Origin of the sequence: Streptomyces sp. NPDC059454 (assembly GCF_042749965.1) — a bacterium.
Taxonomy (GTDB): Bacteria; Actinomycetota; Actinomycetes; order Streptomycetales; family Streptomycetaceae; genus Streptomyces.
On record NZ_JBHYVC010000004.1, the window covers coordinates 164,914 to 185,162 of the forward strand.

Below are 20,249 nucleotides of genomic sequence, written 5' to 3' on the forward strand. Positions count from 1 at the left end.
GTGAGTGTGGACGGAGGCAGCCGCTCAGGCTGCCGTCCGGCCGTCCACCGGGATGCCCAGCCGGTCGGCCACGGTGGTGAGGACCGTTCCCAGGGGGAGCGCGACCCGGGTGACGGCGTGCCGGTCGCCCCGGGTCGGGTCCCGGTTGACGATCAGTACCGGTGTGCCGGCCCGGGCGGCCTGGCGGACGAACCGCAGCCCGGACATCACCGTCAACGACGAGCCCAGGACGACCAGGGAGGCCGCCTCACGGACCAGCGTGCGGCAGTGCTCGACCCGCTGCGGCGGCACGTTCTCGCCGAAGAACACCACATCCGGTTTGAGGATGCCGCCGCAGACCGCGCAGGGCACCACGTGGAAGTCCCCGACCTGTTCGTCGGTGAGGTCGGCGTCACCGTCGGGGTTGATTCCCGCGGCCACCGGAGCGAAGCCCGCGTTGGCCTCCTCCAGCCGCCGGGCGAGTGCGCGGCGCGGGCTGAGGGCGCCGCAGGAGAGGCAGACGACCCGGTCCAGGCCGCCGTGGAGCTCCACGACGCCCTCGCTGCCCGCGGCCTGGTGCAGGCCGTCGACGTTCTGCGTGATCACACCCGAGAGCAGGCCGTGCCGCCCGAACGCGGCCACGGCCCGGTGCCCGGCGTTGGGCAGGGCGCGGCGGAAGGTGCGCCAGCCGAGGTGGCTGCGCGCCCAGTACCGGCGCCGGGCCCGGTCGCTGCCGGTGAAGTCCTGGTAGGTCATCGGCGTGTGGCGGCTCAGGCTCCCGCCCTCGCCCCGGTAGTCGGGGATGCCCGACTCGGTGGAGATGCCCGCCCCGCTGAGCACCACCACACCTCCGGTGCTCAGCGCCTCGGCGACCGGCTCCGGATCCGTGGAGCCCGGCGGCAGGTCTTCTTCGGGGGTCCAGCTCAGCGTGGGACGCATGCGCATGCCGCCAGGGTACGGTGCCCGTTCTCCCGAGAGGTCAGCGTCCGGTCGCCCCGTCGATCAGTTCACGGAGGATGTCCGCGTGGCCGGCGTGGCGGCCGGTCTCCTCGATCATGTGGGTGAGCGCCCAGCGGACGCTCGGAGCGGGGCCGTTCGACCGGGGGCGGGGGACCGGCGCACCGAGGTCGGTGCACGCGTCGAGCACGTCGTTCGCCCGGGCGACCGCCTCCCGGTAGCGGGTGACGACATCGGTCACGCTGTCCGCGGGTGCGGCGTGGAAGGTGGCCTGCCAGTCGGTGACCCGGTCCCCGAGGAACGTGGCCCGCTCGACGGACGTGAGGTGGTTGAGCAGCCCGAGCAGGTTCGTGCCCGAGGGCACTGAGGCGGTCCGGACCTGCGGTTCGGGGGCGTCCTCGACCTTCGCGGAGACGGAGTTGCGCAGGTAGTCGAGAAAACCGCGCAGAACCTCGGTCTCGCTGCTGCCGGTGCGGGGCGGCGGGGTGTCGCCCCGGCTTCTGCGGCGCATGATGCCTCCTCGTGTCGGACGGAGCCGGTTCAGGCCGTGCGGCGGACGATCAGAACGTGGTCGGTGACCTCGGCGGTCCGCCCGTCCGGTCCGGTCGCGGCCCGGCGGGGCGAGTCGGCCCGCTCGACCGCCCATGCCGCCGGGTCCAGGCCGATGTCCGCGGCGACCTCCCGCGGGGCCGGGTACCGGACGTCGGGATCCTGGTTCCACGACCACGGAGCGGTCGATCCGTGGTCGACGACCAGCAGCCGCCCGCCCGGCCGCAGGGCGTGCGCGGCCCTGCGCAGCACGGCCGCCCGGTCCAGGTCGAGGGGAGTGTGCAGGTAGTGGGCGCAGACGACGTCGAACGCACCGTCCGGGAACGACTCACGCAGGTCGTGCCGCCGGGCGGTGATCCGGTCGTCCAGGCCGTGCGAGACGGCGAGTGAGGTGAGGCGCTCGACCGCCACGGACGAGACGTCGACGGCGGTGACGCGCCACCCCTGGCGGGCCAGCCACAGGGCGTCGCCACCGGCGCCGCATCCGAGGTCCAGCACGTCGCCGGGCGGCAGATCCGCGAGGGTCTCGGTGAGACGTATGTTCGGCCGCGGATCGGCGGACGCCGGTCGGGCCGCGTGGACACCGTCCCAGAATGTGACCGCGTCGGTGGTACTCATGTGGGGCTCCTTCTGCCGGGGAACGCGTCCGAGTCTTGCCCAGCCCTCTGCGAACCGGCACGAAATGTTGCCGTTCCGGCAAGGCGTCCGGTGAGGTCCTCACCCGAGAGCCGCGTAGGCGGACGGCGGGTGGACGAGTTCGGGGTGTTCCACCGTGTACCGGTCACCGTGGATCGTCAGCATCGCCCAGTGCCAGGCCTCGTCATGGAAGACCAGGCCGCGACAGGCACGGCCTTCCGGTTCGTACGGGTACCACTCCAGGGCCGCTTCCGTGGCTTCCGCCGGCGTCAGACCGCCGTAATGCCGCATCACCCACGCGTAGGCACGCCGCTCGGCCTGCAGGCAGTCGAGGTACTCCGCCTCGCTCCATGTCATGGCCGAAACCCTATGAGGGCGTGCCCACTCGGGTGGCGGCCGGGGACCGCCTCGTGGTGCGGGCGGCCCTGCTCGACGTGCTCCGGTGAACCGCACGGCGGCCCTCTCCTGGGGCAACGGCTCCGGCATCGCGCGGCCGACCTGCCGTCAGCACCGCCGACGGCCACCGATCCGCGCCGACGCGACGGTGACCCGCACATTCCACGTACCTGACCGGCCGCACCACCCGGCGGGACATGACCTCCCGGGGGCTCAGGACCCCTCACCCCGCCGAAAAGCGTGAGCATCCGGCAGGCGAATGCGCTTCACGCACTCAAACGAGCGGAACGTGAACACTGAAGGCCGAGATGCTCCCGCTTTTCACAGAGGTACATGCCTCCTGGCGGTACGGCAAGGGAGGGCAGGAGCCGCGGCCGCGCTCGGCGTGGCCTCCCCCGGCGCCGTCGCGCTTCCCGCTGCCGGCGGTACCGGGCCGACCGCCGACCGGCTCGCCGCCCCCGCCCGGTCGGTACGTCCGAAGTTCCGGTGGTGGTGGCCGGACGGCCTCGTGGACCCGGACGAGACAGCGCGCGAGATCGACCAGATCGCGGACGCGGGCTTCGGCGGAGTCGAGATCGCCGCCGTCCACCACGGCATCGAGGACGAGGCGCTGCTGGACACCGCCCGTCACGGCTGGGGCGGCGGCCCCTGTCGCGACGGCGTCGAGGCGGCCCTGCGCCGGGCGGCGAGACGCGGCCTCACCGTGGACATCACCCTCGGCCCGAGCCGGCCCGTGGCCGTCCCGCCGACCGGCTGTCGCCCGTCATCGGCGTGGGGCCGCTGCTGCGGCGCGGTGAGAACACCGTCGAGACCGAGGTGGCCACACCGCTCGTGAACCGTCTCAGGACGACCCGCCCGGAGGTCTTCGGCTCCCTGACCCGCCAGGACCACGGACTCGTGGGACCGGTCGAGCCGGTGCCGTACGCGCAGCCCGCCATCTGATCGAACGACCCAGCTCCTGTCGGTCTCCCGGCGCCGTCCCTTGCCCGTCCGCCACCGTTGCCGACAGTGAAGGGAGACCCCGCCCGGCCCCACCGCGGTCCTGAGCGACGACTCCTCCCGCGGGGCGGCGACGACAGCACATCGCCGCCCTGCGGACCGGTCGGCCGCACATGGGCGGCGGGTCCGGCTGAACGGCCGGACCGGCGTGCACGTTAGAGAAGAGCAGACGGCCTCTCACCCGCGGGACCCCCGGCGCCGGCCCTCTACGCTGCACCGACCGACGCAAGGAGTACGCGACGATGAGCACCGCCCGCCCGAGCGACCGGCTGGCCGGCCACCAACCTCTCGTTCTGGGCCTGTTCCGCATCGTCCTCGGTCTGCTGTTCACCAGCGAGGGCGTCGCCACGGTCTTCGGCGTACTGGACAGGAAGGCCGCCCCGACAGGTGACTGGCCGTTCTGGTACGCGGGCGTGATCGAGCTCGTCTGCGGTGCCCTCGTCCTCCTCGGAGCCGCGACCCGCAGCGCGGCGTTCCTCAGCTCGGGAGTCATGGCCTTCGCCTACTTCACCGAACACCAGAAGGACGGTCTGTTTCCTCTCCAGAACGGCGGCCTGTCACCGGCCTTGTTCTGCTGGTGCTTCCTCCTCCTGGTCTTCTTCGGGCCGGGTGCCCTGTCCCTGACGGGCCTGCTCCGCCGCAGCGCGCCCGGGAACGCCGCGGCCCCCGCGTCGAGGTAGTGCGTGGCTCGGCCGGTGCGCTCGGCCCGCGCGCGGCGCTCGTCCAGGGGCGCGGCCACGGCGGCGCGCGCCGTGGGCGGCCTCGCCGACACCGGCCACCACGGCGCCACCGGCATGTCACCCGGCCGGACCAGTACCGCCGAGGCGGGCGAGTGCGTACCCCGTCCGGGGCAAGGAGACGGTCGTCGACGAGCCATCACGCGGCGGCACGGTGTAACAGTTCCATATGATCGATAGACGAAATGCCCCTGTGGGCAACGGACGGAGTTCGCGGGGAAGCCGGATCGGGGCCGCCGCGGTCGCCCTGATCGCCGCGACCTTCCTGGGCATGACCGCAGAAGCGAAGGCGTCGTCCCAGTCGGCTCCCCGGGGGACCGACTGGGACGCCATCGCCGCGTGCGAGTCCGGCGGCGACTGGCAGGCGAACACCGGCAACGGTCACTACGGCGGCCTGCAGTTCACGCAGTCGAGCTGGGCCGCGGCCGGCGGACTCGAGTACGCCCCGCGTGCGGACCTGGCGACCCGTGAGGAACAGATCGCCGTGGCCGGACGGCTGGCCCGGCTCCAGGGAATGTCGGCCTGGTCCTGCGCCTGACTCTCCGCCCCGCGGCGGCGAACGACGGTCCGGGTGGTTCGGACGCGCGGGACGCCGGCATGAAGGCCGTGGTGCGGACGGCACTCCGGGAGGTCGGCCTTCCGCGTCGCCGACGCCCTCGTCGGCTGGATGCTCGAACGGCCCGGAGGCGAGGAGGCGCGCAGCCTCAATCCCGTCGTGGGGGAGTGCAACGACGGCTTCCTGTCCGGCATCCGCGCACGGCCCGTCCACGCGGAGCACGTCCGGGCCGCCCTCGACGCGGCGTCCGGCGGGCCGGTCGCCGATGCCGAACCGGGGCCGCTGTTCGAAGCGGTCCTCGACGGCGTCGAAGAGGCGGTGCTCAACTCCCTGCTCGCCGCGCGGACGACCACCGGCTTCCACGGACGCACGGTCCCGGCCCTCCCGGCGGACCGCCTCCTCACCGCCCTCACGGCCGGTCCGCCGCCATGTCACGCCCGAGCGCCGCTGTTTGAGGCCCGACAGCGGCCCGCCGCGCCAGAAGGGGCCTGAGGACGACCGATCCGCTCGAGCTCTCGCCGAGGACGCCGCGCCCGTCGTCCCTCACGGACTCGGCGTACTCCGCGAAGGCGGGTGGCGTGAGTTCAGGACCGCCGCTCGGCCATCGCCGTCTTTGGCCGGACCGGGTGCCGTATCCGTCACGGACGAGATCACCGATGACCGACGGCGTCGGAGCCCGGCCGCCTCTCGTGCCGCGTCATCCCCCGGGGCTGATGAGGAGGAGGGCGATGTCGTCGCCGGGAGTGGGGGCGTGGCGGATGAGGGTGTCGGCCATGGCGTCGAGGTCGGTCGGGTCCGCGCGTTCGAGGAGCCCGGCGAGGGCCGCGGTGGCGTCGTCGAGGTCCACCCCGGGAGCCTCGACGAGCCCGTCGGTGTAGAGGGCGAGCACACAGCCGGGCGGCAGGGGGACCTCCAGGGCCGGGTAGCGGGAGTCCGGCTCGATGCCGAGGAGGAGGCCGGGTGGGACCGGGACGAGTTCGGTGCGTCCGTCGGCATGACGGAGCAAGGGTGGCGGGTGGCCGGCGGTGGCCACGCACGCGCGGTGGGTGGCGAGGTCGAGATGGACGTAGAGGCAGCTGGTGAACAGGCCCGGCTCGAGATCGGTGAGCAGGCGGTTGGTGCCGGCCAGGACCTGATCGGGGGCCGAGCCCACGGTGGAGTGGGCGTGGACGGCGGTGCGGACCTGCCCCATGAGCGCCGCGGCGTCCACGTTGTGGCCCTGCACGTCCCCGATGGCGGCGCCGGCGATGTGCTCGTCGAGACGGATGAGGTCGTAGAAGTCGCCGCCGATGCCCAGGCCCCGGGCTGCCGGGAGGTAGCGTGCGGCGACCTTCAGGCCGGGGATGTGGGGAAGAGTGTGCGGCAGCAGGGCGGACTGCAGGCGGTGGGCGAGGTTGTGCTTGGTGTCGTAGAGGCGGGCGCGGTCCAGGGCCTGGCCGACCAGGCCGGCCAGGGAGGTGAGTACGGCGCGTTCGCCGGGCGGGAAGACGCGGGGACTCCGGTAGGCGAGGAGGACGGAGCCGATGGGGCGGCCGGAGGCGATCAGCGGCAGGAAGGCCCATGCCGCCATCCCGTCCTCGTGCGTCATCTCCGGGTAGTCGCGCCGAAGCTCGGCGAAACTCGTGAAGAAGGCCGGGACACCGGTGGCCAGAACCTTGACGGCGGGGATGTCCAGGCTCAGGGGGGAGGCGTCGAAGCGGTCCATGACCTCGGCGCGGTAGCCGCGGTGGCCGAGGATCTTCAGACGGCCGTCCTCGGAGGTCATCAGCACCAGGCCCTGTGCGCCGAGAGCGGGCAGGAGCTGGTCGGAGGTCTGGTCGACCACGTCCTGCACGCCGACGGCCTCGGTCAGGGTGGCGGCCAGGTGCATCAGGTGGTACAGCAGGGTGGCGCGGCTGGGACCCGCGGCCGGAACGGAGGGCGACGCGGAAGCGCCCTCGGACGGGTCGGCGCCGGTGATGCGGACGCTGACGCCGGAGGGGTCCGGGTACAGCTCGAAGGACAGCCACGTGTCCGGGGGGCGCAGGACGGTGAACGTCTGCGGCCGACGGCTGACCAGCGCGGCCCGGTAACGGTCCTCGACCTGGGGGACGTCCATCCACGGCAGCGTTTCCCACGGCAGGGCACCCACCAGGTCGTCCGGATCGCGCCCGAGGAGGTCGGCGGCGGTGGGGGTGATGAAGGTGATGCGGCCGTTCATGTCCAGCGCGCAGGACCCTCCGGGCAGACGGTCGATGAAGGCCGTGACCGCGGCCGCCTCACCGGGCGGGACAGTGCGCCCGGTCGGCAGGGGCAGGGTCCGCGGCCGGCCGGCGGGCAGCAGCGGGTCGCCGCGGTCCGCCGCCTGTTGCAGGAGGCTGCCCAGGCGGCGGCAACCCGACTCGACGGCATCGCGCTCGGCGCGGCTCAGCCGCGGTGGATGGGTCCCGGGCCACAGCAGCACCAGCCCGCCCCGGATCCCGTTGCCGGAGGTGACAGGGGCGGCCGACAGCGCGAAGTCGTACGGCAGCACGAGGGCCGGCCGAGGGTACCGGCGCGCCATCTCCTCCTGCCCGCCGATCCACACCAGGCGCCGCTCGCGCACGGCGTCCGCCACCGGCATCGGATCGGTCAGCGCGACCCGCCGCCACGGAGTCGCGAGCTCGTGCGGGGCCCCCGCCACCATCACCAGCCACAGGGCGTCCTCGCCCGGCGGCAGCACGTACAGCAGCCCGCCGTACGCGCCGCTCTCGCGCACCACGGCAGCCATCGCGGTTTCCATCAGCCGTCCACCCGAACCCCGTGGGCCGCCGGTGCGCCGGACACGCGGTCACGGCTGCCGTGCGCCGCCGCCCCCGGCAAGGGCGCATCACACCAGCCGCGCCGAACACCACCCATATGCGGACACTACGCCCAATGCGTCGCGAGGGCATCCAGGTGCGGGAGCAGCACGGGCCATGACCGCCGGGCCAAGGGCTCGTCGACGGCGGAGGACGCGTGCGTTGCGGGCGGGCCGGCGTCCCGCGTCACCCACGCGGTCGGGCCCACCGCGCCCTGCCCGGCCCGAGAGGCCGGCCGCTGCCCGTACGAGCGAGTCCACAGCCGGCCGACGGGCTCAGCGCGGGGGCACCCCGTGTGCGGAGAGCGGACCGACCGACAGGCCCGCATCGCGGCAGCCGGTCACCAGGCCGGGCAGGGCGCCCAGCGCGGCCCGCCAGCAGCCCGGGGCCGACATCCTGTCCGAGTCGTGCAGAAGGACGGTGCCGCCACCGCGCAGCCCGGCCGCGAGGGCCGACCGCACCGACGCCGGGGTGGCCCCGGCCGTCCAGTCCCTGCCCCAGGCGGTCCACAGCACCGGCCGCAGGCCCGCCGTACGGGCGGCCGCCCAGCGCCCGGAGGTGAGGATGCCGTAGGGCGGGCGATACCAGCGGGGACGCCGGCCCGTCAGCTCCCGCACCGCGCCGGCCGCCCGCAGCAGAGCACGCACCTCGTCCGCCGGGGCCGGCAGCCAGGGCCGGTCGTGGCTCCAGCCGTGCACGGCCAGTTCGTGCCCGCGGCGGACGGTCTCGCGCACCACGGAGGGATGCCGTACGACGCCGTCGCCCAGGACGAAGAAGGTCGCCCGGACCCCGAGCTCCTCCAGCGCGTCGAGGAAACGCGGGGTGGACTCGGGGTCGGGCCCGTCGTCGAAGGTCAGGGCGACATGGGCGGGGTGCCCGACACCGGCGAGGCGCGGGAAACGACGGCGTACCACGGGCAGCCAGGTCGCGGCCGGGGCGATGTGCGCCGCGGCGACGGCGGCGACGGGAGCCAGCGCGACTGCCGCGCGCCGGGCGGGGGAGTGAACGGGAGATGCGGGCATCGGCTTCCGGCTCCTTTCCGCACGAGGCGGCCACGACGGCTACGGCACCGGCCGGGACACGTCGTCGCCCGGGCTCCGCGACGCCGCGTCCCAGCCTCCGGAGACCGACGGGGCGCGGGCCAGCCCCGCCGCCCCCGCCCCCATGAGCGCCACGCCGATCACCGCGGGCACCACCCGCACACCGAGCGTGATCTGCTCCCCGAACAGCGCCCACCCCAGCGCCACGCTCGTCAGCGCGTCGCCGAGGGTCAGGGCGGGCTGGGACGCCGCCAGTGTCCCGGCCCGGAACGCGCTCTGGAGCAACAGGAAGGCGACGGCTCCGGCGGCGGCGGTGGCGTACACGGGCCACGTCCCCAGTACGGCGCCCACCCCGTCCGGAATCCTGCCGGTCACTTCCTTGAGCAGGGCCGCCGTCAGGGAGAACGACACGGCGGACGCCAGCCCCAGCAACCCCGCGCGCGGCGCGCCCCGCACCGCGCGGGCCGTCACCACCAGCGCCACCACGGCGCCCAGCACCATCCCCGTGGCCACGATCCACCGCCCCGCGGAGGCCGTGGACCGGCCGGCGGCCGGAGCGACCGAGGTCAGGAACGCCGCCAGCCCGGCGGCCAGGGCGGCGAACGCCAGCCAGGTCCCGCGGTCCGGACGACGGTGGAAGACCACACTGCCGACGACGAGGGTGAACAGCAACTCGGCGGCCATCAGCGGCTGGACCAGCGCGAGACCGCCCACACCCAGAGCCGCCGCCTGCAGAACGGTCGACAGCGCCAGCATCCCGGCACCCGCGACCCAGTAGGGCCGCCGCAGCACACGCCCGAGCCAGCGGACGGCCTGGCGCACGCCCGCGCCGCCCTCCGGTTCGTCCGCCGCGGCCCGCCGCTGCAGTACCGAGGCCGCGGCGTTGGACAGCGCCGCCAGCAGGGCCAGGACGACGACCAGCACGACGTGACGCCGTTCAGCCGAACACGGCGGCGAGCCGTCGTGCCACGGCGGCGCCGACGCCCGGGGAGGCGCCGGTCACCGGAGCGGCGCGCGGGCGCCCGGCGTCGCCGGCCGGGGACCCCGGCGCCACGGACGTCCGGGGCGACGGCACGCCGGCCGGGCCGGCAGGGGAAGCGTGAGACATGGGCCTGCACCTCGGCTGTGAGGGTGAACGTCCGGGAGACCGCCTCCGCGGCCGCTCCCGGCGTTCGGCGGGGAGGGGCACCCCGGAGTATCCCCGGTCCGGCCGCCGAAACGCGGGACAGCGTGTTTCACCGGCGCAGCGGAAGGAGACACACCACCCCGTGCACTCACTGTCCTCAAAGCCCCGCCGGAACGGGCCGGCGGACGGCAGGCCGCGCCTGCTGATCGTCAGCGCGAGCATGGGGGCCGGCCACGACACGGTGGCCCGCGAACTCGCTCGCCGGGCCCGGGAACAGGGCCACGGCGCGCAGGTCGTGGACCTCCTGCGGCTGCTTCCGTACGGTCTGGGGACCGGGCTGCGCCTCTTCTACCAGTCGTCGGTACGGCACTTCCCCTGGGCGTACGCGGGCCTCTACCGCGCGCTGCTGCGCCCCGGTCCGCGGCACCGCCCCAGCGGCATTCCCCTCGCCAGACTGGCGGGCCGCCGGCTGACGGATCTCGCGGAGTGCGCGGGCGCCGACGTGGTGGTCCCCGTCTTCCATCTGGCCGCTCAGCTGACCGGCCATCTGAGGGCCCACGGGCGGCTGCGGCCCCCGAGCGCCGTCTTCATGACCGACTTCGCCGTCCACCGGCAGTGGCTCCATCCCGGCAACGACCTGTACCTCTGCCTCACCGACGACGCCGCGCGGGACGTGGGCCGGCGCATCACGACACCCGTCGAGACGACCGGACCGGTCGTGGCACCCGGCTTCTTCGCGCCGGCCGCCGGAGCGGCGGAATGGCGGCGGCGCTTCGAGCGGTACGCCCCCGGACGCCCGCCCGTCGTGCTGTCCGCCGGTGCCTGGGGCGCGGCCTCGGAGCTGGACGGGACCGCCCGGCTGCTCGCCGCCGCCGGTTTCCTCCCGATCGTGCTGTGCGGCCGCAACGAACGCCTGCGGGACCGCCTGGCCGCTCTGCCGGGCACGCTCGTACCGGACTGGGTCACCGACATGCCCGGCCTGCTGCGTGCGGCCCGCGTCCTGGTCGACAACGCCGCCGGCCAGACCGCCGTACAGGCCCTGGCCTGCGGGCTGCCCGTGGTGGGCTACCGCCCGCTGCCCGGTCACGGCGCGGAGGGCGTACGCCGGATGGCGGCGCTCGGCGTCTCGGAGATCGCCGCGGACGCCGCCACCCTGCTGTGCGCACTGCGGCGGCTGTCGGCGGACGGCGCGCACCGGGACCACCGGATCGCCCGCGGGCGGGAACTCTTCCGGGGAGACGTACTGGCCCGGGTGGCCGCACTCGCCTGCGTGTCGCCCGTGTGATCCGCCGGAAGCACCTTCGCGGCCGCCACGGGAACGGCTGTCCGCCGGGGGCGTCCACGCGTACGGTGCCGTCCTCGGCGGCGACCCGGGCCCGCCGCACCGGCTCCGGGCCGGAGGGCCGTCGCAGGGTTCCCGACAGCGGCCCACAGCGACGCCGAGCCGCTGCTGTTGTCGGCCGAACCGGCCGACGCCCGGGAAGCCGCGGACCGCCGCGCGCACGCCGCTGCCGAGCGCGTTCTCCCCGTGCCGGACACACCACCGGATCCGCCGTGTCGTACGGGCTGATGCGCGATCCCGTGCCTGTGGCGGACCTCCTGCGATCCGCCCGCTCGCGCCTCACCCCCGACGAGGCCGGACTCGACGCCTCCGTACGTGCCGCCGCCGCGGATCAGGCGGAGGGACCGCCGGTGCCGGTGCCCTTGCCGCTGTCACGCTGGTGGCCGCGGCGGGCGTCGCGGTCGAAGATGCCCAGGATCTCGCAGGGGCCGCCCTCGGTGCCGAGGGCGTGCGGAAGCATGGTGGGGAACTCGGCGGCCTGGTTGGTCTCGACGCGCAGGCGGCGGTGTCCCAGCATGAGGATCGCGGTTCCGGACAGGACGACGAGCCATTCGCGGCCGGGGTGGGCACGCATGCGCGCGGGGTTGTCGGACGGCGGTTCGGTCATGCGCTGACGTACGACGGTCATGCCCGGATCGCCCTTCACCGGCCAGCGCATCAGCCCGTGGGCGCCGTCGATCATCGGGCTGGTGACGACGTCGTCGGTGGCGGTCTCCACGAGCTGGTCCAACGACGTGTCCAGGGCGCGGGCGAGCGTGACCAGCTGATCCAGCGCGAGGCGCCGCCGCCCGTTCTCGATGCGGCTCAGCGTGGACTGGCTGACATGGGCGCGGGCGGCCAGCTCCTCCAGGGACCAGCCCTGTGCGACCCGCAGGGCGCGGATGCGTTTGCGTACGAGGCTGTCCAGCTCGCCATCATCTTGCGTCATGGGCAACATCGTATGCCCGTCCCGCAAAGCGCGCTTACGGTCGTTCGCAAGTGGCCCGCAGCGGCTGGGCCACACCCGGGCGAGACCGAGCTCCACGAGGAGACCCGGGCGCGCTGCACCACGACACCCCCGGCGCCCGGCTCGCCCCTGCCCTGCCGAGGAGATCCCATGAGCACCGACCAGCCCGCACCGGCGGCCCCCGGCCGTGACAGGGGCGCGCCGGACGCACGCCGGCTGCGCACCATCCTGATCGCGGTCTCGGTGGCCCTGATGGCGGTCATCGCGTCGGTGTCCGGGCTGAACGTCGCCCAGACCCGGATGGCCGTCGAGTTCGACGCCTCACAGAGCACAGTCCTGTGGATCATCAACATCTACACCCTGACCCTGGCGGCGCTGCTGCTGCCGCTCGGCGCGATCGGCGACCGGCTGGGCCGCAAGCCCGTGCTCGTCGCCGGTCTCGTCGTCTTCGGTGTCGCCGGCGCCGTGGCCGGCCTCGCCCCGAACGCCGAGGTGATGCTGACCGCGCGCGTGGTCAGCGGTGTCGGCGCTGCGATGATCATGCCGATCACCCTGGCCGTCATCACCTCCACCTTCCCCGAGGAACAGCGCGGCAGGGCGATCGGGGTGTGGACCGGCGTCGCCGGGGGCGGCGGCATCCTGGGGATGTTCCTGTCCGCCCTCCTGGTCGACGTCGCGGACTGGCGGTGGCTGTTCGTGCTGCCCGTGGTCCTGGCCGTCGTGGCCCTGGCCATGGCGCTGAAGTCGGTCCCCGACTCGCGTGAGCGGTCGGCCCATTCCTTCGACACCGTCGGCGCGCTGGTCTCCGCCGTCGCCGTGGTCTGCCTCATCCTCGTCCTGCAGGAGGGTCCGGAGAACGGCTGGACCGCTCCCGCGACGCTGACCGCTCTGGTCCTCGGCCTGGCCGCCGCCGCCGGCTTCGTGGCCTGGGAGCTGCACCGCCGTGACGCGTCCCTGCTGGACGTGCGCCTGTTCCGGGAGCGCGGCCTGGCCGGCGGTTCGCTCACCCTGTTGGTGGTCTTCGGTGTCCAGGCGGGCATCGCCGTGGTCATGTTCCCCTTCTTCCAGGCGGTGCTCGGCTGGTCCGGGCTGCTGGCCACGCTGGCGTTGATGCCCATGGCCGTGACGATGATGGCGGCCTCCGGTCTGGCACCCAGGACGGCCGCGAGCATCGGCCCCCGGCCGACCATGATGGTGGGCGTCGCACTCGGGGCCACCGGTCTCGCGCTCATGGCCCTGCTCGTCTCCGTGGACGGCGGTTACCTGACGGTTCTGCCCGGCATGCTCGCCATGGGCGTCGGCATGGGCCTGTCGATGACCCCTTCCACCGAGGCCATCACCGGATCCCTGCCGGGCGAGAAGCAGGGTGTCGCCTCCGCGCTCAACGACGTCACCCGCGAGTTCGGCACCGCGCTCGGCGTGGCCCTGCTGGGCGCCCTGCTGTCCGCCGGCTACCGCAGTTCCGTCGACGGCAGGCTCGACGGCATCCCCGGGAGCGCAGCGGACAGCGCACGGGAAGGCGTCGCCAACGCCGTCGAGGCGGCACCCCGCAGCGGCTCGCACGCGCAGGACCTGGTCCACGCCGCCCAGCAGTCCTTCGTCGACGGCTGGCAGCAGGCCATGTGGGCGGGCGTCGCCGTCATGGGCGCCCTGTTCGTCCACATCGCCCTGCGCGGGCCGAGGAGCGTCACCCCCGTGACGGACGACGACAGCACCGAGACCGTCGAGACCGCCGCCCGACGGCTTCCCGCGAGCTGAGGCCGTACAGGCCCGTCCTCGCCACAGCGGCCTCGGTGGCCGGCGTACGTTCCACCTCGCTCATCGCCCGCCCGTCCCCTTACCGGGCAGACCGATCTGCCCGGTAAGGGGACGGGCGGCAGTCCCGCCGCGCTGCCGGCCATGTCCCCTTCGGCGTCGTCAGCACTGCCATGGAGCTGCCACGACCCCCTGACCGACGACCTCATCGTCGACGGGGTGCGCCTCGCCCGGGCGAGCGCTCACGCGGTGCTTCGTTCCTCCGAGTGATCCGCGGGGCGCCACCGAGTACGTGGACCCGGGTCGTCGGCGGGCGCTGTGGACGGACACCCGTCTGCCGTCCACGGGCGGCTTCCGGAGCACCGGTTCGTACGGCGGTGGCGGGCCGGCCACGGTGGAGCGAGACCTGTGGGACCGGTTCGGCTCCGGCAGCCGGACCACCTTGTGGGACCTCGGGGTCCGGCGAGCGGCGGCGCTCTCCGCCGAGGTGGCCGTGATGTCCCGGGAGCCGGAGCCCGCACGGCGGCGGCCGGACGAGGACGCGGCCGCGTTCGCCGTCGGAGTGTCCTCCATGGAGGACAGCGAGGAAACCCCCCGCACCCCGGCTCTCACGCGGCAGCGGCCGAACGCGCGTCCGGCCGGCGGGTGTTCCTGGTGACGGTCCACGGGAACGCCGGGCCGGCGCAGGCTTCGGGCACCCCCTGCCGGCTGTTCCTCGGCCCCCAAGACGCTTCGGAGACCTTCGTGCGCGTGACAGCCGGCGACCAGGTCGCCGAACCCGGGTGAGCCGACGCCGGGGGAGAGGGGTCGTCGGACCAACCCGCTGTCGTTCCCGCTCGGCGCCCGGCAGAGCTCGTACCGTTCTGTGCGCCGAGGGCCGTGACCCCCTCTTCGCGCAGCCCGGTCCGTCCGCCGACGGTGGTGCGGCCCCGGCGTGAAGTCCCCCTCCTCGTCGCCGCGGATCAGTCCCCGACGATCCGGCGCACGTTGTCCACGGAACCGCAGCCGGCCTTCAGCAGGCGCCCGCGCTCCTCCAGGAACGCCGCGCCCAGTTCCTCCCGCCGCCGCATCGCCACGTTCTCCCGCGCCCCGTTCAGGATGGTCCGCTCCTCCTCGTCGGCGTGGTGGGTGACGGCCTCCACGAGTGCCTCCAGCTTCGAGTCCCACTCCTCGGAGCCGGTGTCGTGGACCTCGAGGAGTTCCAGGAGGGCCTTGTTGCCCTCGTCGTGCTCGTGCTCGCCGTGTTCGACCTCTTCGTCGTCGATGTTCTTGTACCGCTTGAGAGCGGGGTAGACCTCGGTCTCCTCGGCCAGCGCGTGTGCGGTCAGCAGGTCGGCGAACTCCTGCAGCGCGGCTGCTCGGTCGGCCTCGACGCTGCGCATCTCACGAAAGAGATCCTCCATGCGCCGGTGGTCCCGGAGGATGAGCTCGACGACGTCCTGTGTCTCGGCCATGGAACGCGTACTCCTTCATGCGTGAGGAAACGGTGCCACTACCGCTTGCCCGCTCCGGCCGGTTTGAGTGCCTCCGGCTTCGTGCCGGGTTTCCGTCGCCCTCCGGGGGGGGCAGCCCGGGGCACCGGCCCGCCGAACGGGTTCGCCCCGCCCCGGCGCCCCGGGCAACAGGCGACGGTGAGAACGCCGCCCTCATCGCGGAACGCGGGTGCGCAGACGTACGGGCGGAAGCAGACGTACGGGCGGAAGACGTCCGGCACGTTGCCGAGGAGGCCGGGCATGGGGCGGTCGCGGCGACGGTGCGTCTCTCAGTGAAGTGCTTTCCCGGGCCGGGTAAATCCGGGAGCATGAGGCATGCTCCCGGACGACTGGCAACTCACCGAAGACGTCGACGACTTCCTCGCCCGTGCCGGGGATTTCCTGCGCTCGCGGCCCGCCCTGCACACCATGCCGCTGACGGACATCGAGAAGCTGCGGATACGCAGAACGGCCGATCACGACGCCGAAGCCGCCGTTTTCGGCCGGCTGGAGTCAGGAGGCGAAGTCCGCGCGATCCTCTGTCGCACTCCGCGCGGCCGCCTGGGCCTCACCCCTGTCTCCGCCGAGCAGGCCGACACCCTCGCCGCTCAGCTGGCCGGCCTCGGCCACACCCCCGCCGATGTCATCGCGGACCGCGACACCGCCGGCGCTTTCGCCGGGGCATGGCAGCGGCATACGGGCGCCGCGCCGGTACCTTTCTGGCGGACGCGTCTCCACCGCCTCGGCACGCTCACCCCACCGCAGCCGCACCCGGAAGGCCGGGGTCGCCTCACGGGCGTCAAGGACCGTGAGCAAGTCGTGCGCTGGTGCCGTGAGTTCTGCGTCGACGTCGGAGAACAGCGTTCCATCGACCTGATCGACGCCGGCTCCTGGGACGACTCGCGCTTCGGCGACAGGCACTTCACGTTCTGGGAGACCCCGGACGGCACTCCCGTCTCCATGGCGGCCGCGACCTCGGTCGTCGGCGGCATGGTCCGGGTGGACCCCGTCTACACCCCGGCCCGTCTCCGGGGCCGCGGCTACGCGGGCGCCGTGACGGCCGAGGTGAGCCGTGCCGCGCTGGCCGCGGGCGCCACGGCCGTCGTCCTGTTCACGGATCCGGCCAACCCCACCAGCAACGCCCTCTACCGGCGCATCGGATACGTCCACGTCGCCGACTTCGCCGGGTACAGGTTCTCCTACGGCGCGCCATGAGGCGGTGGGGGAACACCGTGTTCCCCGCCCGCGGACCGCGTGGCCGTGACAGCACCGTCGACGCCGTCGCTGCGGGGACCGAGCCGTGCCTGCGGCGACCATCCGTGCGGCTCCCCCAGGCCGCACCCGGGGCGAGCGGACCGGTCGTCCGGCCGCCCCGAGCGGTCCCCGCCGTCAGGATGCCGTGTCCGGGGTGCTCCCACGGCGCAGCGCGCGGGCGCACCAGCCGATGATCATGGCGTTGACCAGTGCTCCGAGAACCATGGAGAGCAGGAACGCCGCGTCGCCCTCGGGCAGGAGGAGCAGCAGTACGAGACTGGCCGGGAGGGTGGCGAACAGGGGGAGGACGATTGCCATGGATCCGTCGGAGGCGGCCACCAGTGCCCATCCGAGCAGCAGCACACAGCCCGTCAGGTAGACGCGGGCGGCGACGGTGCCGAGGGCGCGGCGCGCACCGCGCAGGACGGAGAGAGCTGGGCCGGTCATGGGGATGGGCTCCTGGTTCGTGGTGGCCGGTGGCCGGTGGGCTGTCAGGCGGGGGAGTGGGGCGGGTTGGGGTGGGCGAGGCCGAGGTCGTAGGCGAGGATCGTCGCCTGGACCCGGTCGCGCAGTCCGAGTTTGCGGAGCAGCGCGTTGACGTGGGACTTCACTGTGCCGACGGTGATGTTGAGGTGTTCGGCGATCTCGGTGTTGGTGAGTCCGGCGGCGATCAGGCCGAGGACGCCGCGCTCACGGCCGGTCAGGCTGTTCAGCTCGCGGGGGGTGCTGCTGTCCGGGATGCCGGTGCCGGGTCTGGAGGCGTAGTGGCCGATGAGCCGGCGGGTGGCGGAGGGGGCGAGGACGCTCTCGCCGGCGGCCACCACCCGGATCCCGTTCAGCAGTTCACCGGGGTGCACGTCCTTGAGGAGGAATCCGGAGGCGCCGGCGCGCAGCGCGTCGAACACGTACGCGTCGAGGTCGAAGGTGGTCAGCACCAGGACGCGGGGGGCGTCGGGGTGGCCGGTGATGATCCGGGTGGCGGCGATGCCGTCGAGTTCGGGCATGCGGACGTCCATGAGGACCACGTCGGGCGCCAGTTCCTGGGCGAGCCGTACCGCCTCGGCGCCGTCGGCGGCCTCGCCGACGACCGTCAGGTCCTCCTCGGCGTCGATCACGGCGGCGAACCCCGCCCGTACGATGCCCTGGTCGTCGACGACCAGCACCCTGAGGCTCATCGTTGTCCCTTCTCGTCGTCCTGTGGTGCGGTCAGCGGCAGCAGGACGCGGACCGGACCGGACGGGCCGGCGGCGGCCGTCCCGCCGACCATCGCGACCTGCGCCGACAGCCGCTGGCACAGGGCGGAACGTACGGTACCCGGAACACCGATCGCCGTGATCGTCAGCGCGGTGCCGTCCGCGTCGAGTTCCACCGTCATCGGCTCCTCGCCGCCGGCCGCGAGTACCGTTTCGCAGGCATGGTAGGCAGCCAGGTCCACGGTGGTGGGCAGCCGTCCCGGTATGCGGTCGGTCAGGCGTATCCCGACGTCGCGGCCGGTGGCCCGGATCTGATGGGCCAGGAGGTCGAGAGCCTGCAGGGTGGGCTGCGGACGCAGTGCGGGCACGGCCTCGCCGTCCCGGACCGCGTCGAGCAGGGCGCGCATCGCGGCGAGGGCCTCGCGGGCACGTTCGGCGACCTCCTCGAGCCGGCCCGCCTCGGCCTGCGCGACCATGTCGGCGGTCCGCGCCAGCACGGTGGTCTCCAGCCCGGTGGCGATCCGGCGGCGCTCGGCCCACGCGTCCCGCACCGCCTCCTCGGTCCAGGCCGCGAGGTGTTCCGCCTGCGTACTGCGGGCGGCCCTGCGGCGGTGCCCGCGCAGGGTCCCGCCCCACCATGCCGCGCCGACCACCAGCGCAGCCAGGGCCGTTGACCCCAAGACGAGCACCCAGCCGGGGACGGAGGTGCCCCGGTGCACCAGCGCGGCGGTCGTGGCCGCCGCGTGCACCAGCACGGCCACCACCGGGCCGGCCCACACGGACAGACCCGGGCGGCCTCCGGGGACGGACGGACCGGTGGCGGTCGTGCGGGCCGCGGCGGAGGCGACCACCGCACAGGTGGCGGCCATGCTCAACAGGGGCGGCAGGAACACCCGGCCGGTGTACTCACCCACGGCCATCGCCACCGGCCAGAGCAGAGCCAGACCGCATACGACACCCTGGACGGCGCGGGGCGCCCGGCGCCGCCACAGCAGCGCGAGCGCCTGCCCCGCGGCCAGCAGCGCGAAGAGCGCGCCCGCCGACACCCCCGGACCGCTCGACACGGAATCCGTCCGGATGACCAGCAGGGGAAGCAGCGGCTGTACGACGAGACCGGCCGCGGCCGTCACCTGCGCCAGGCGGTACCGCCACGGGACCGGCCGCTTCACCGAGGCGGCGGCGACCCGGCCGGGCAGGACCGCGCTGACCTCCCAGCCGCCCTCCGCCGTCGGGCCGCTGGTCAGGGTGCCGCCCGCCTCCCGGGCCCGCGACCGCAGAAAGCCCTGGCCGCGCCCCGAGCCGAGGCCGGCGCCGTGCGCCGGCGAACCGGCCGGCGGCGCGGCGCTGGTGACGACGACCTCGGTGCGGGCATCGCCGTACCGGCACGTCACGGTGGTGTGCGCACCGGGCGCGTGCCGCGCCACGTTGGTCAGCGCCTCGCGCACGATGCCGTACGCCGCGTCCCCCACGGCACCGTCCGGCAGTGCGTCGATCTCGCACTCCACGTGCTGGCCGAGCTGGGAGAACCCGGCGACCAGACCCAGCAGCCGCTCCCTCGGTGACGGCTGCTGGTCCCGTGAGGGAGCCGGCGCCCGCACCGCACCGAGCGCCCGGGTGACCTCACCGCCCGTCTCGACGGCGAACCGAAGGGCCTCCTCGGCCAGTTCGGGGCGACGGTCGCGCAGTCCGAGTGCCGCCCCCGCCGTGACCACCACGGCCGTCAGATGGTGGGCGCTGACGTCGTGCAGCTCCCGTTCCATCCGCTGCCGTTCGACCGCCGGGAGCCGGTGACGTTCGATCTCGGCCCGCCTCAACCGCTGTTCGGCGACCCGCCGGGTGTGCCGGCTGCGCCGTACCAGCATTCCGGCGGCGGACGCGGCGGCGTACAGCACGGCCGTCAGGACGAGGTCGAGTCCGCTGCGGTCACTGAGCCCGTGCAGGGTGATGTTGTACAGGGACTGCCAGGAGACGAGCGCCAGCACGCACAACAGGGCCGTGAAGGTGTCGCGTTCGCCGGCCACGGTGAACAGGGCCAGGGCCACACCCGCTGTCCCCAGCACCGCCATGGCGCCGGTGGGCAGGGGGCCGGCCCCCAGCGCACAGGCGGCGGCGACCAGGACGAGGGCGATCACCGGTTTCGAACGGCGCAGACAGAGCGTGGCCGTCACCAGCCCGGCGACGAGGACCGCCACGAAAAGGGCGGACCCCGTCGGGACGTTCCCGCGGATCACGTCCGGCCCCGGCCACACCGCGGCCTGGGCGCCGAGCAGCACGAGGGGCAGGAACCGGTCGTCGGTGTTCTTCATAAGAGATCAAGATTATGACCGCAGGTGAGCGGCTGTCCTCGGGCTCGAGGCGGACCTCGATCTCTAACCTGGGGTGCAGATACTGCACCCGCGGTTCGAGGCGGCAATCGTTCCGCGGCGTGAGGATCGCGCCCCGCACCCGGCCATAGGCTCGATCACATCGGGAAAGCGGCCGACCGACCACCGG

At 74.0% G+C, this 20,249-nt stretch carries 21 protein-coding genes and 1 pseudogene; 9 read left to right on the forward strand and 13 right to left on the reverse strand.

Going from position 1 to position 20,249, the window contains the following annotated elements:
- Positions 1 to 24: 24 nt before the first annotated feature.
- From ACFXAE_RS04350 to ACFXAE_RS04365, 4 genes are all read right to left on the reverse strand, one after another.
- Positions 25 to 924, reverse strand: a complete 900-nt coding sequence (locus ACFXAE_RS04350) for an NAD-dependent protein deacetylase (protein WP_384707727.1) — start codon at positions 922 to 924, stop codon at positions 25 to 27.
- A 34-nt stretch (positions 925 to 958) separates the two neighbouring features.
- Positions 959 to 1,447 carry a DinB family protein gene (locus tag ACFXAE_RS04355; RefSeq protein WP_384707730.1) on the reverse strand — a complete coding sequence of 163 codons (489 nt, stop codon included), beginning with the start codon at positions 1,445 to 1,447 and terminating at the stop codon, positions 959 to 961.
- Positions 1,448 to 1,476: 29 nt separating this feature from the next.
- Positions 1,477 to 2,103 carry an SAM-dependent methyltransferase gene (locus ACFXAE_RS04360; protein WP_384707732.1) on the reverse strand — a complete coding sequence of 209 codons (627 nt, stop codon included), beginning with the start codon at positions 2,101 to 2,103 and terminating at the stop codon, positions 1,477 to 1,479.
- Positions 2,104 to 2,202: 99 nt separating this feature from the next.
- Positions 2,203 to 2,478: a hypothetical protein gene (locus tag ACFXAE_RS04365; RefSeq protein ID WP_384707735.1), complete on the reverse strand. Its 276-nt coding sequence runs from the start codon at positions 2,476 to 2,478 to the stop codon at positions 2,203 to 2,205.
- Between the two features lie 424 nt (positions 2,479 to 2,902).
- On the opposite strand from ACFXAE_RS04365, the gene ACFXAE_RS04370 reads away from it, so the two are divergent.
- From ACFXAE_RS04370 to ACFXAE_RS04390, 5 genes and pseudogenes are all read left to right on the forward strand, one after another.
- Positions 2,903 to 3,352 (forward strand): hypothetical protein, encoded by a 450-nt coding sequence (locus ACFXAE_RS04370; RefSeq protein WP_384707738.1) that lies wholly within the window; start codon positions 2,903 to 2,905, stop codon positions 3,350 to 3,352.
- A 406-nt stretch (positions 3,353 to 3,758) separates the two neighbouring features.
- Positions 3,759 to 4,196, forward strand: a complete 438-nt coding sequence (locus ACFXAE_RS04375) for a DoxX family protein (RefSeq protein WP_384707741.1) — start codon at positions 3,759 to 3,761, stop codon at positions 4,194 to 4,196.
- 226 nt (positions 4,197 to 4,422) lie between these two features.
- A complete protein-coding gene (locus ACFXAE_RS04380; RefSeq protein ID WP_384707744.1) occupies positions 4,423 to 4,791 on the forward strand; it encodes a transglycosylase family protein in 369 nt (122 codons plus the stop codon).
- A gap of 102 nt (positions 4,792 to 4,893) precedes the next feature.
- Positions 4,894 to 5,064, forward strand: a pseudogene (locus ACFXAE_RS04385) (P1 family peptidase); the annotation flags it as partial.
- 27 nt (positions 5,065 to 5,091) lie between these two features.
- Positions 5,092 to 5,301, forward strand: coding sequence for a hypothetical protein (locus ACFXAE_RS04390; protein WP_384707928.1), 210 nt, complete (start codon positions 5,092 to 5,094; stop codon positions 5,299 to 5,301).
- A gap of 205 nt (positions 5,302 to 5,506) precedes the next feature.
- Here ACFXAE_RS04390 and ACFXAE_RS04395 read toward each other — a convergent pair whose 3' ends face one another.
- From ACFXAE_RS04395 to ACFXAE_RS04410, 4 genes are all read right to left on the reverse strand, one after another.
- Complete coding sequence (locus ACFXAE_RS04395; RefSeq protein WP_384707747.1) at positions 5,507 to 7,570, reverse strand: SpoIIE family protein phosphatase; 2,064 nt, start codon at positions 7,568 to 7,570, stop codon at positions 5,507 to 5,509.
- 333 nt (positions 7,571 to 7,903) lie between these two features.
- Entirely contained in the window at positions 7,904 to 8,650 is a 747-nt protein-coding gene (locus tag ACFXAE_RS04400) for a polysaccharide deacetylase family protein (protein ID WP_384707750.1), read from the reverse strand.
- A 39-nt stretch (positions 8,651 to 8,689) separates the two neighbouring features.
- Entirely contained in the window at positions 8,690 to 9,592 is a 903-nt protein-coding gene (locus tag ACFXAE_RS04405) for a DMT family transporter (protein ID WP_384707753.1), read from the reverse strand.
- A 13-nt stretch (positions 9,593 to 9,605) separates the two neighbouring features.
- A complete protein-coding gene (locus ACFXAE_RS04410) occupies positions 9,606 to 9,776 on the reverse strand; it encodes a hypothetical protein (protein WP_384707756.1) in 171 nt (56 codons plus the stop codon).
- Between the two features lie 238 nt (positions 9,777 to 10,014).
- Here ACFXAE_RS04410 and ACFXAE_RS04415 point away from each other — a divergent pair, with 238 nt between their 5' ends.
- Positions 10,015 to 11,079 carry a galactosyldiacylglycerol synthase gene (locus tag ACFXAE_RS04415; protein WP_384707931.1) on the forward strand — a complete coding sequence of 355 codons (1,065 nt, stop codon included), beginning with the start codon at positions 10,015 to 10,017 and terminating at the stop codon, positions 11,077 to 11,079.
- A gap of 388 nt (positions 11,080 to 11,467) precedes the next feature.
- On the opposite strand, the gene ACFXAE_RS04420 is transcribed toward ACFXAE_RS04415, so the two are convergent.
- Positions 11,468 to 12,073, reverse strand: a complete 606-nt coding sequence (locus tag ACFXAE_RS04420) for a helix-turn-helix domain-containing protein (RefSeq protein ID WP_384707759.1) — start codon at positions 12,071 to 12,073, stop codon at positions 11,468 to 11,470.
- A gap of 159 nt (positions 12,074 to 12,232) precedes the next feature.
- Between ACFXAE_RS04420 and ACFXAE_RS04425 the strand changes: the two genes are divergently transcribed.
- Both ACFXAE_RS04425 and ACFXAE_RS04430 read left to right on the forward strand, forming a co-directional pair.
- Positions 12,233 to 13,840, forward strand: coding sequence for an MFS transporter (locus tag ACFXAE_RS04425; protein WP_384707762.1), 1,608 nt, complete (start codon positions 12,233 to 12,235; stop codon positions 13,838 to 13,840).
- Positions 13,841 to 14,129: 289 nt separating this feature from the next.
- Positions 14,130 to 14,495 (forward strand): hypothetical protein, encoded by a 366-nt coding sequence (locus ACFXAE_RS04430; RefSeq protein WP_384707765.1) that lies wholly within the window; start codon positions 14,130 to 14,132, stop codon positions 14,493 to 14,495.
- 304 nt (positions 14,496 to 14,799) lie between these two features.
- On the opposite strand, the gene ACFXAE_RS04435 is transcribed toward ACFXAE_RS04430, so the two are convergent.
- Entirely contained in the window at positions 14,800 to 15,291 is a 492-nt protein-coding gene (locus tag ACFXAE_RS04435; protein WP_384707768.1) for a hemerythrin domain-containing protein, read from the reverse strand.
- 354 nt (positions 15,292 to 15,645) lie between these two features.
- Here ACFXAE_RS04435 and ACFXAE_RS04440 point away from each other — a divergent pair, with 354 nt between their 5' ends.
- Positions 15,646 to 16,524: a GNAT family N-acetyltransferase gene (locus tag ACFXAE_RS04440; RefSeq protein ID WP_384707771.1), complete on the forward strand. Its 879-nt coding sequence runs from the start codon at positions 15,646 to 15,648 to the stop codon at positions 16,522 to 16,524.
- 174 nt (positions 16,525 to 16,698) lie between these two features.
- Here ACFXAE_RS04440 and ACFXAE_RS04445 read toward each other — a convergent pair whose 3' ends face one another.
- Genes ACFXAE_RS04445 through ACFXAE_RS04455 form a run of 3 tightly spaced genes read right to left on the reverse strand, consistent with a single transcriptional unit; the run spans position 16,699 to position 20,062 of the window.
- Complete coding sequence (locus tag ACFXAE_RS04445) at positions 16,699 to 17,010, reverse strand: SCO4225 family membrane protein (protein WP_384707774.1); 312 nt, start codon at positions 17,008 to 17,010, stop codon at positions 16,699 to 16,701.
- Between the two features lie 44 nt (positions 17,011 to 17,054).
- Entirely contained in the window at positions 17,055 to 17,738 is a 684-nt protein-coding gene (locus ACFXAE_RS04450) for a response regulator (RefSeq protein ID WP_384707777.1), read from the reverse strand.
- Positions 17,735 to 20,062, reverse strand: a complete 2,328-nt coding sequence (locus ACFXAE_RS04455; RefSeq protein ID WP_384707780.1) for a sensor histidine kinase — start codon at positions 20,060 to 20,062, stop codon at positions 17,735 to 17,737. The genes ACFXAE_RS04450 and ACFXAE_RS04455 overlap by 4 nt, the downstream gene beginning before the upstream one ends.
- Positions 20,063 to 20,249: the final 187 nt, after the last annotated feature.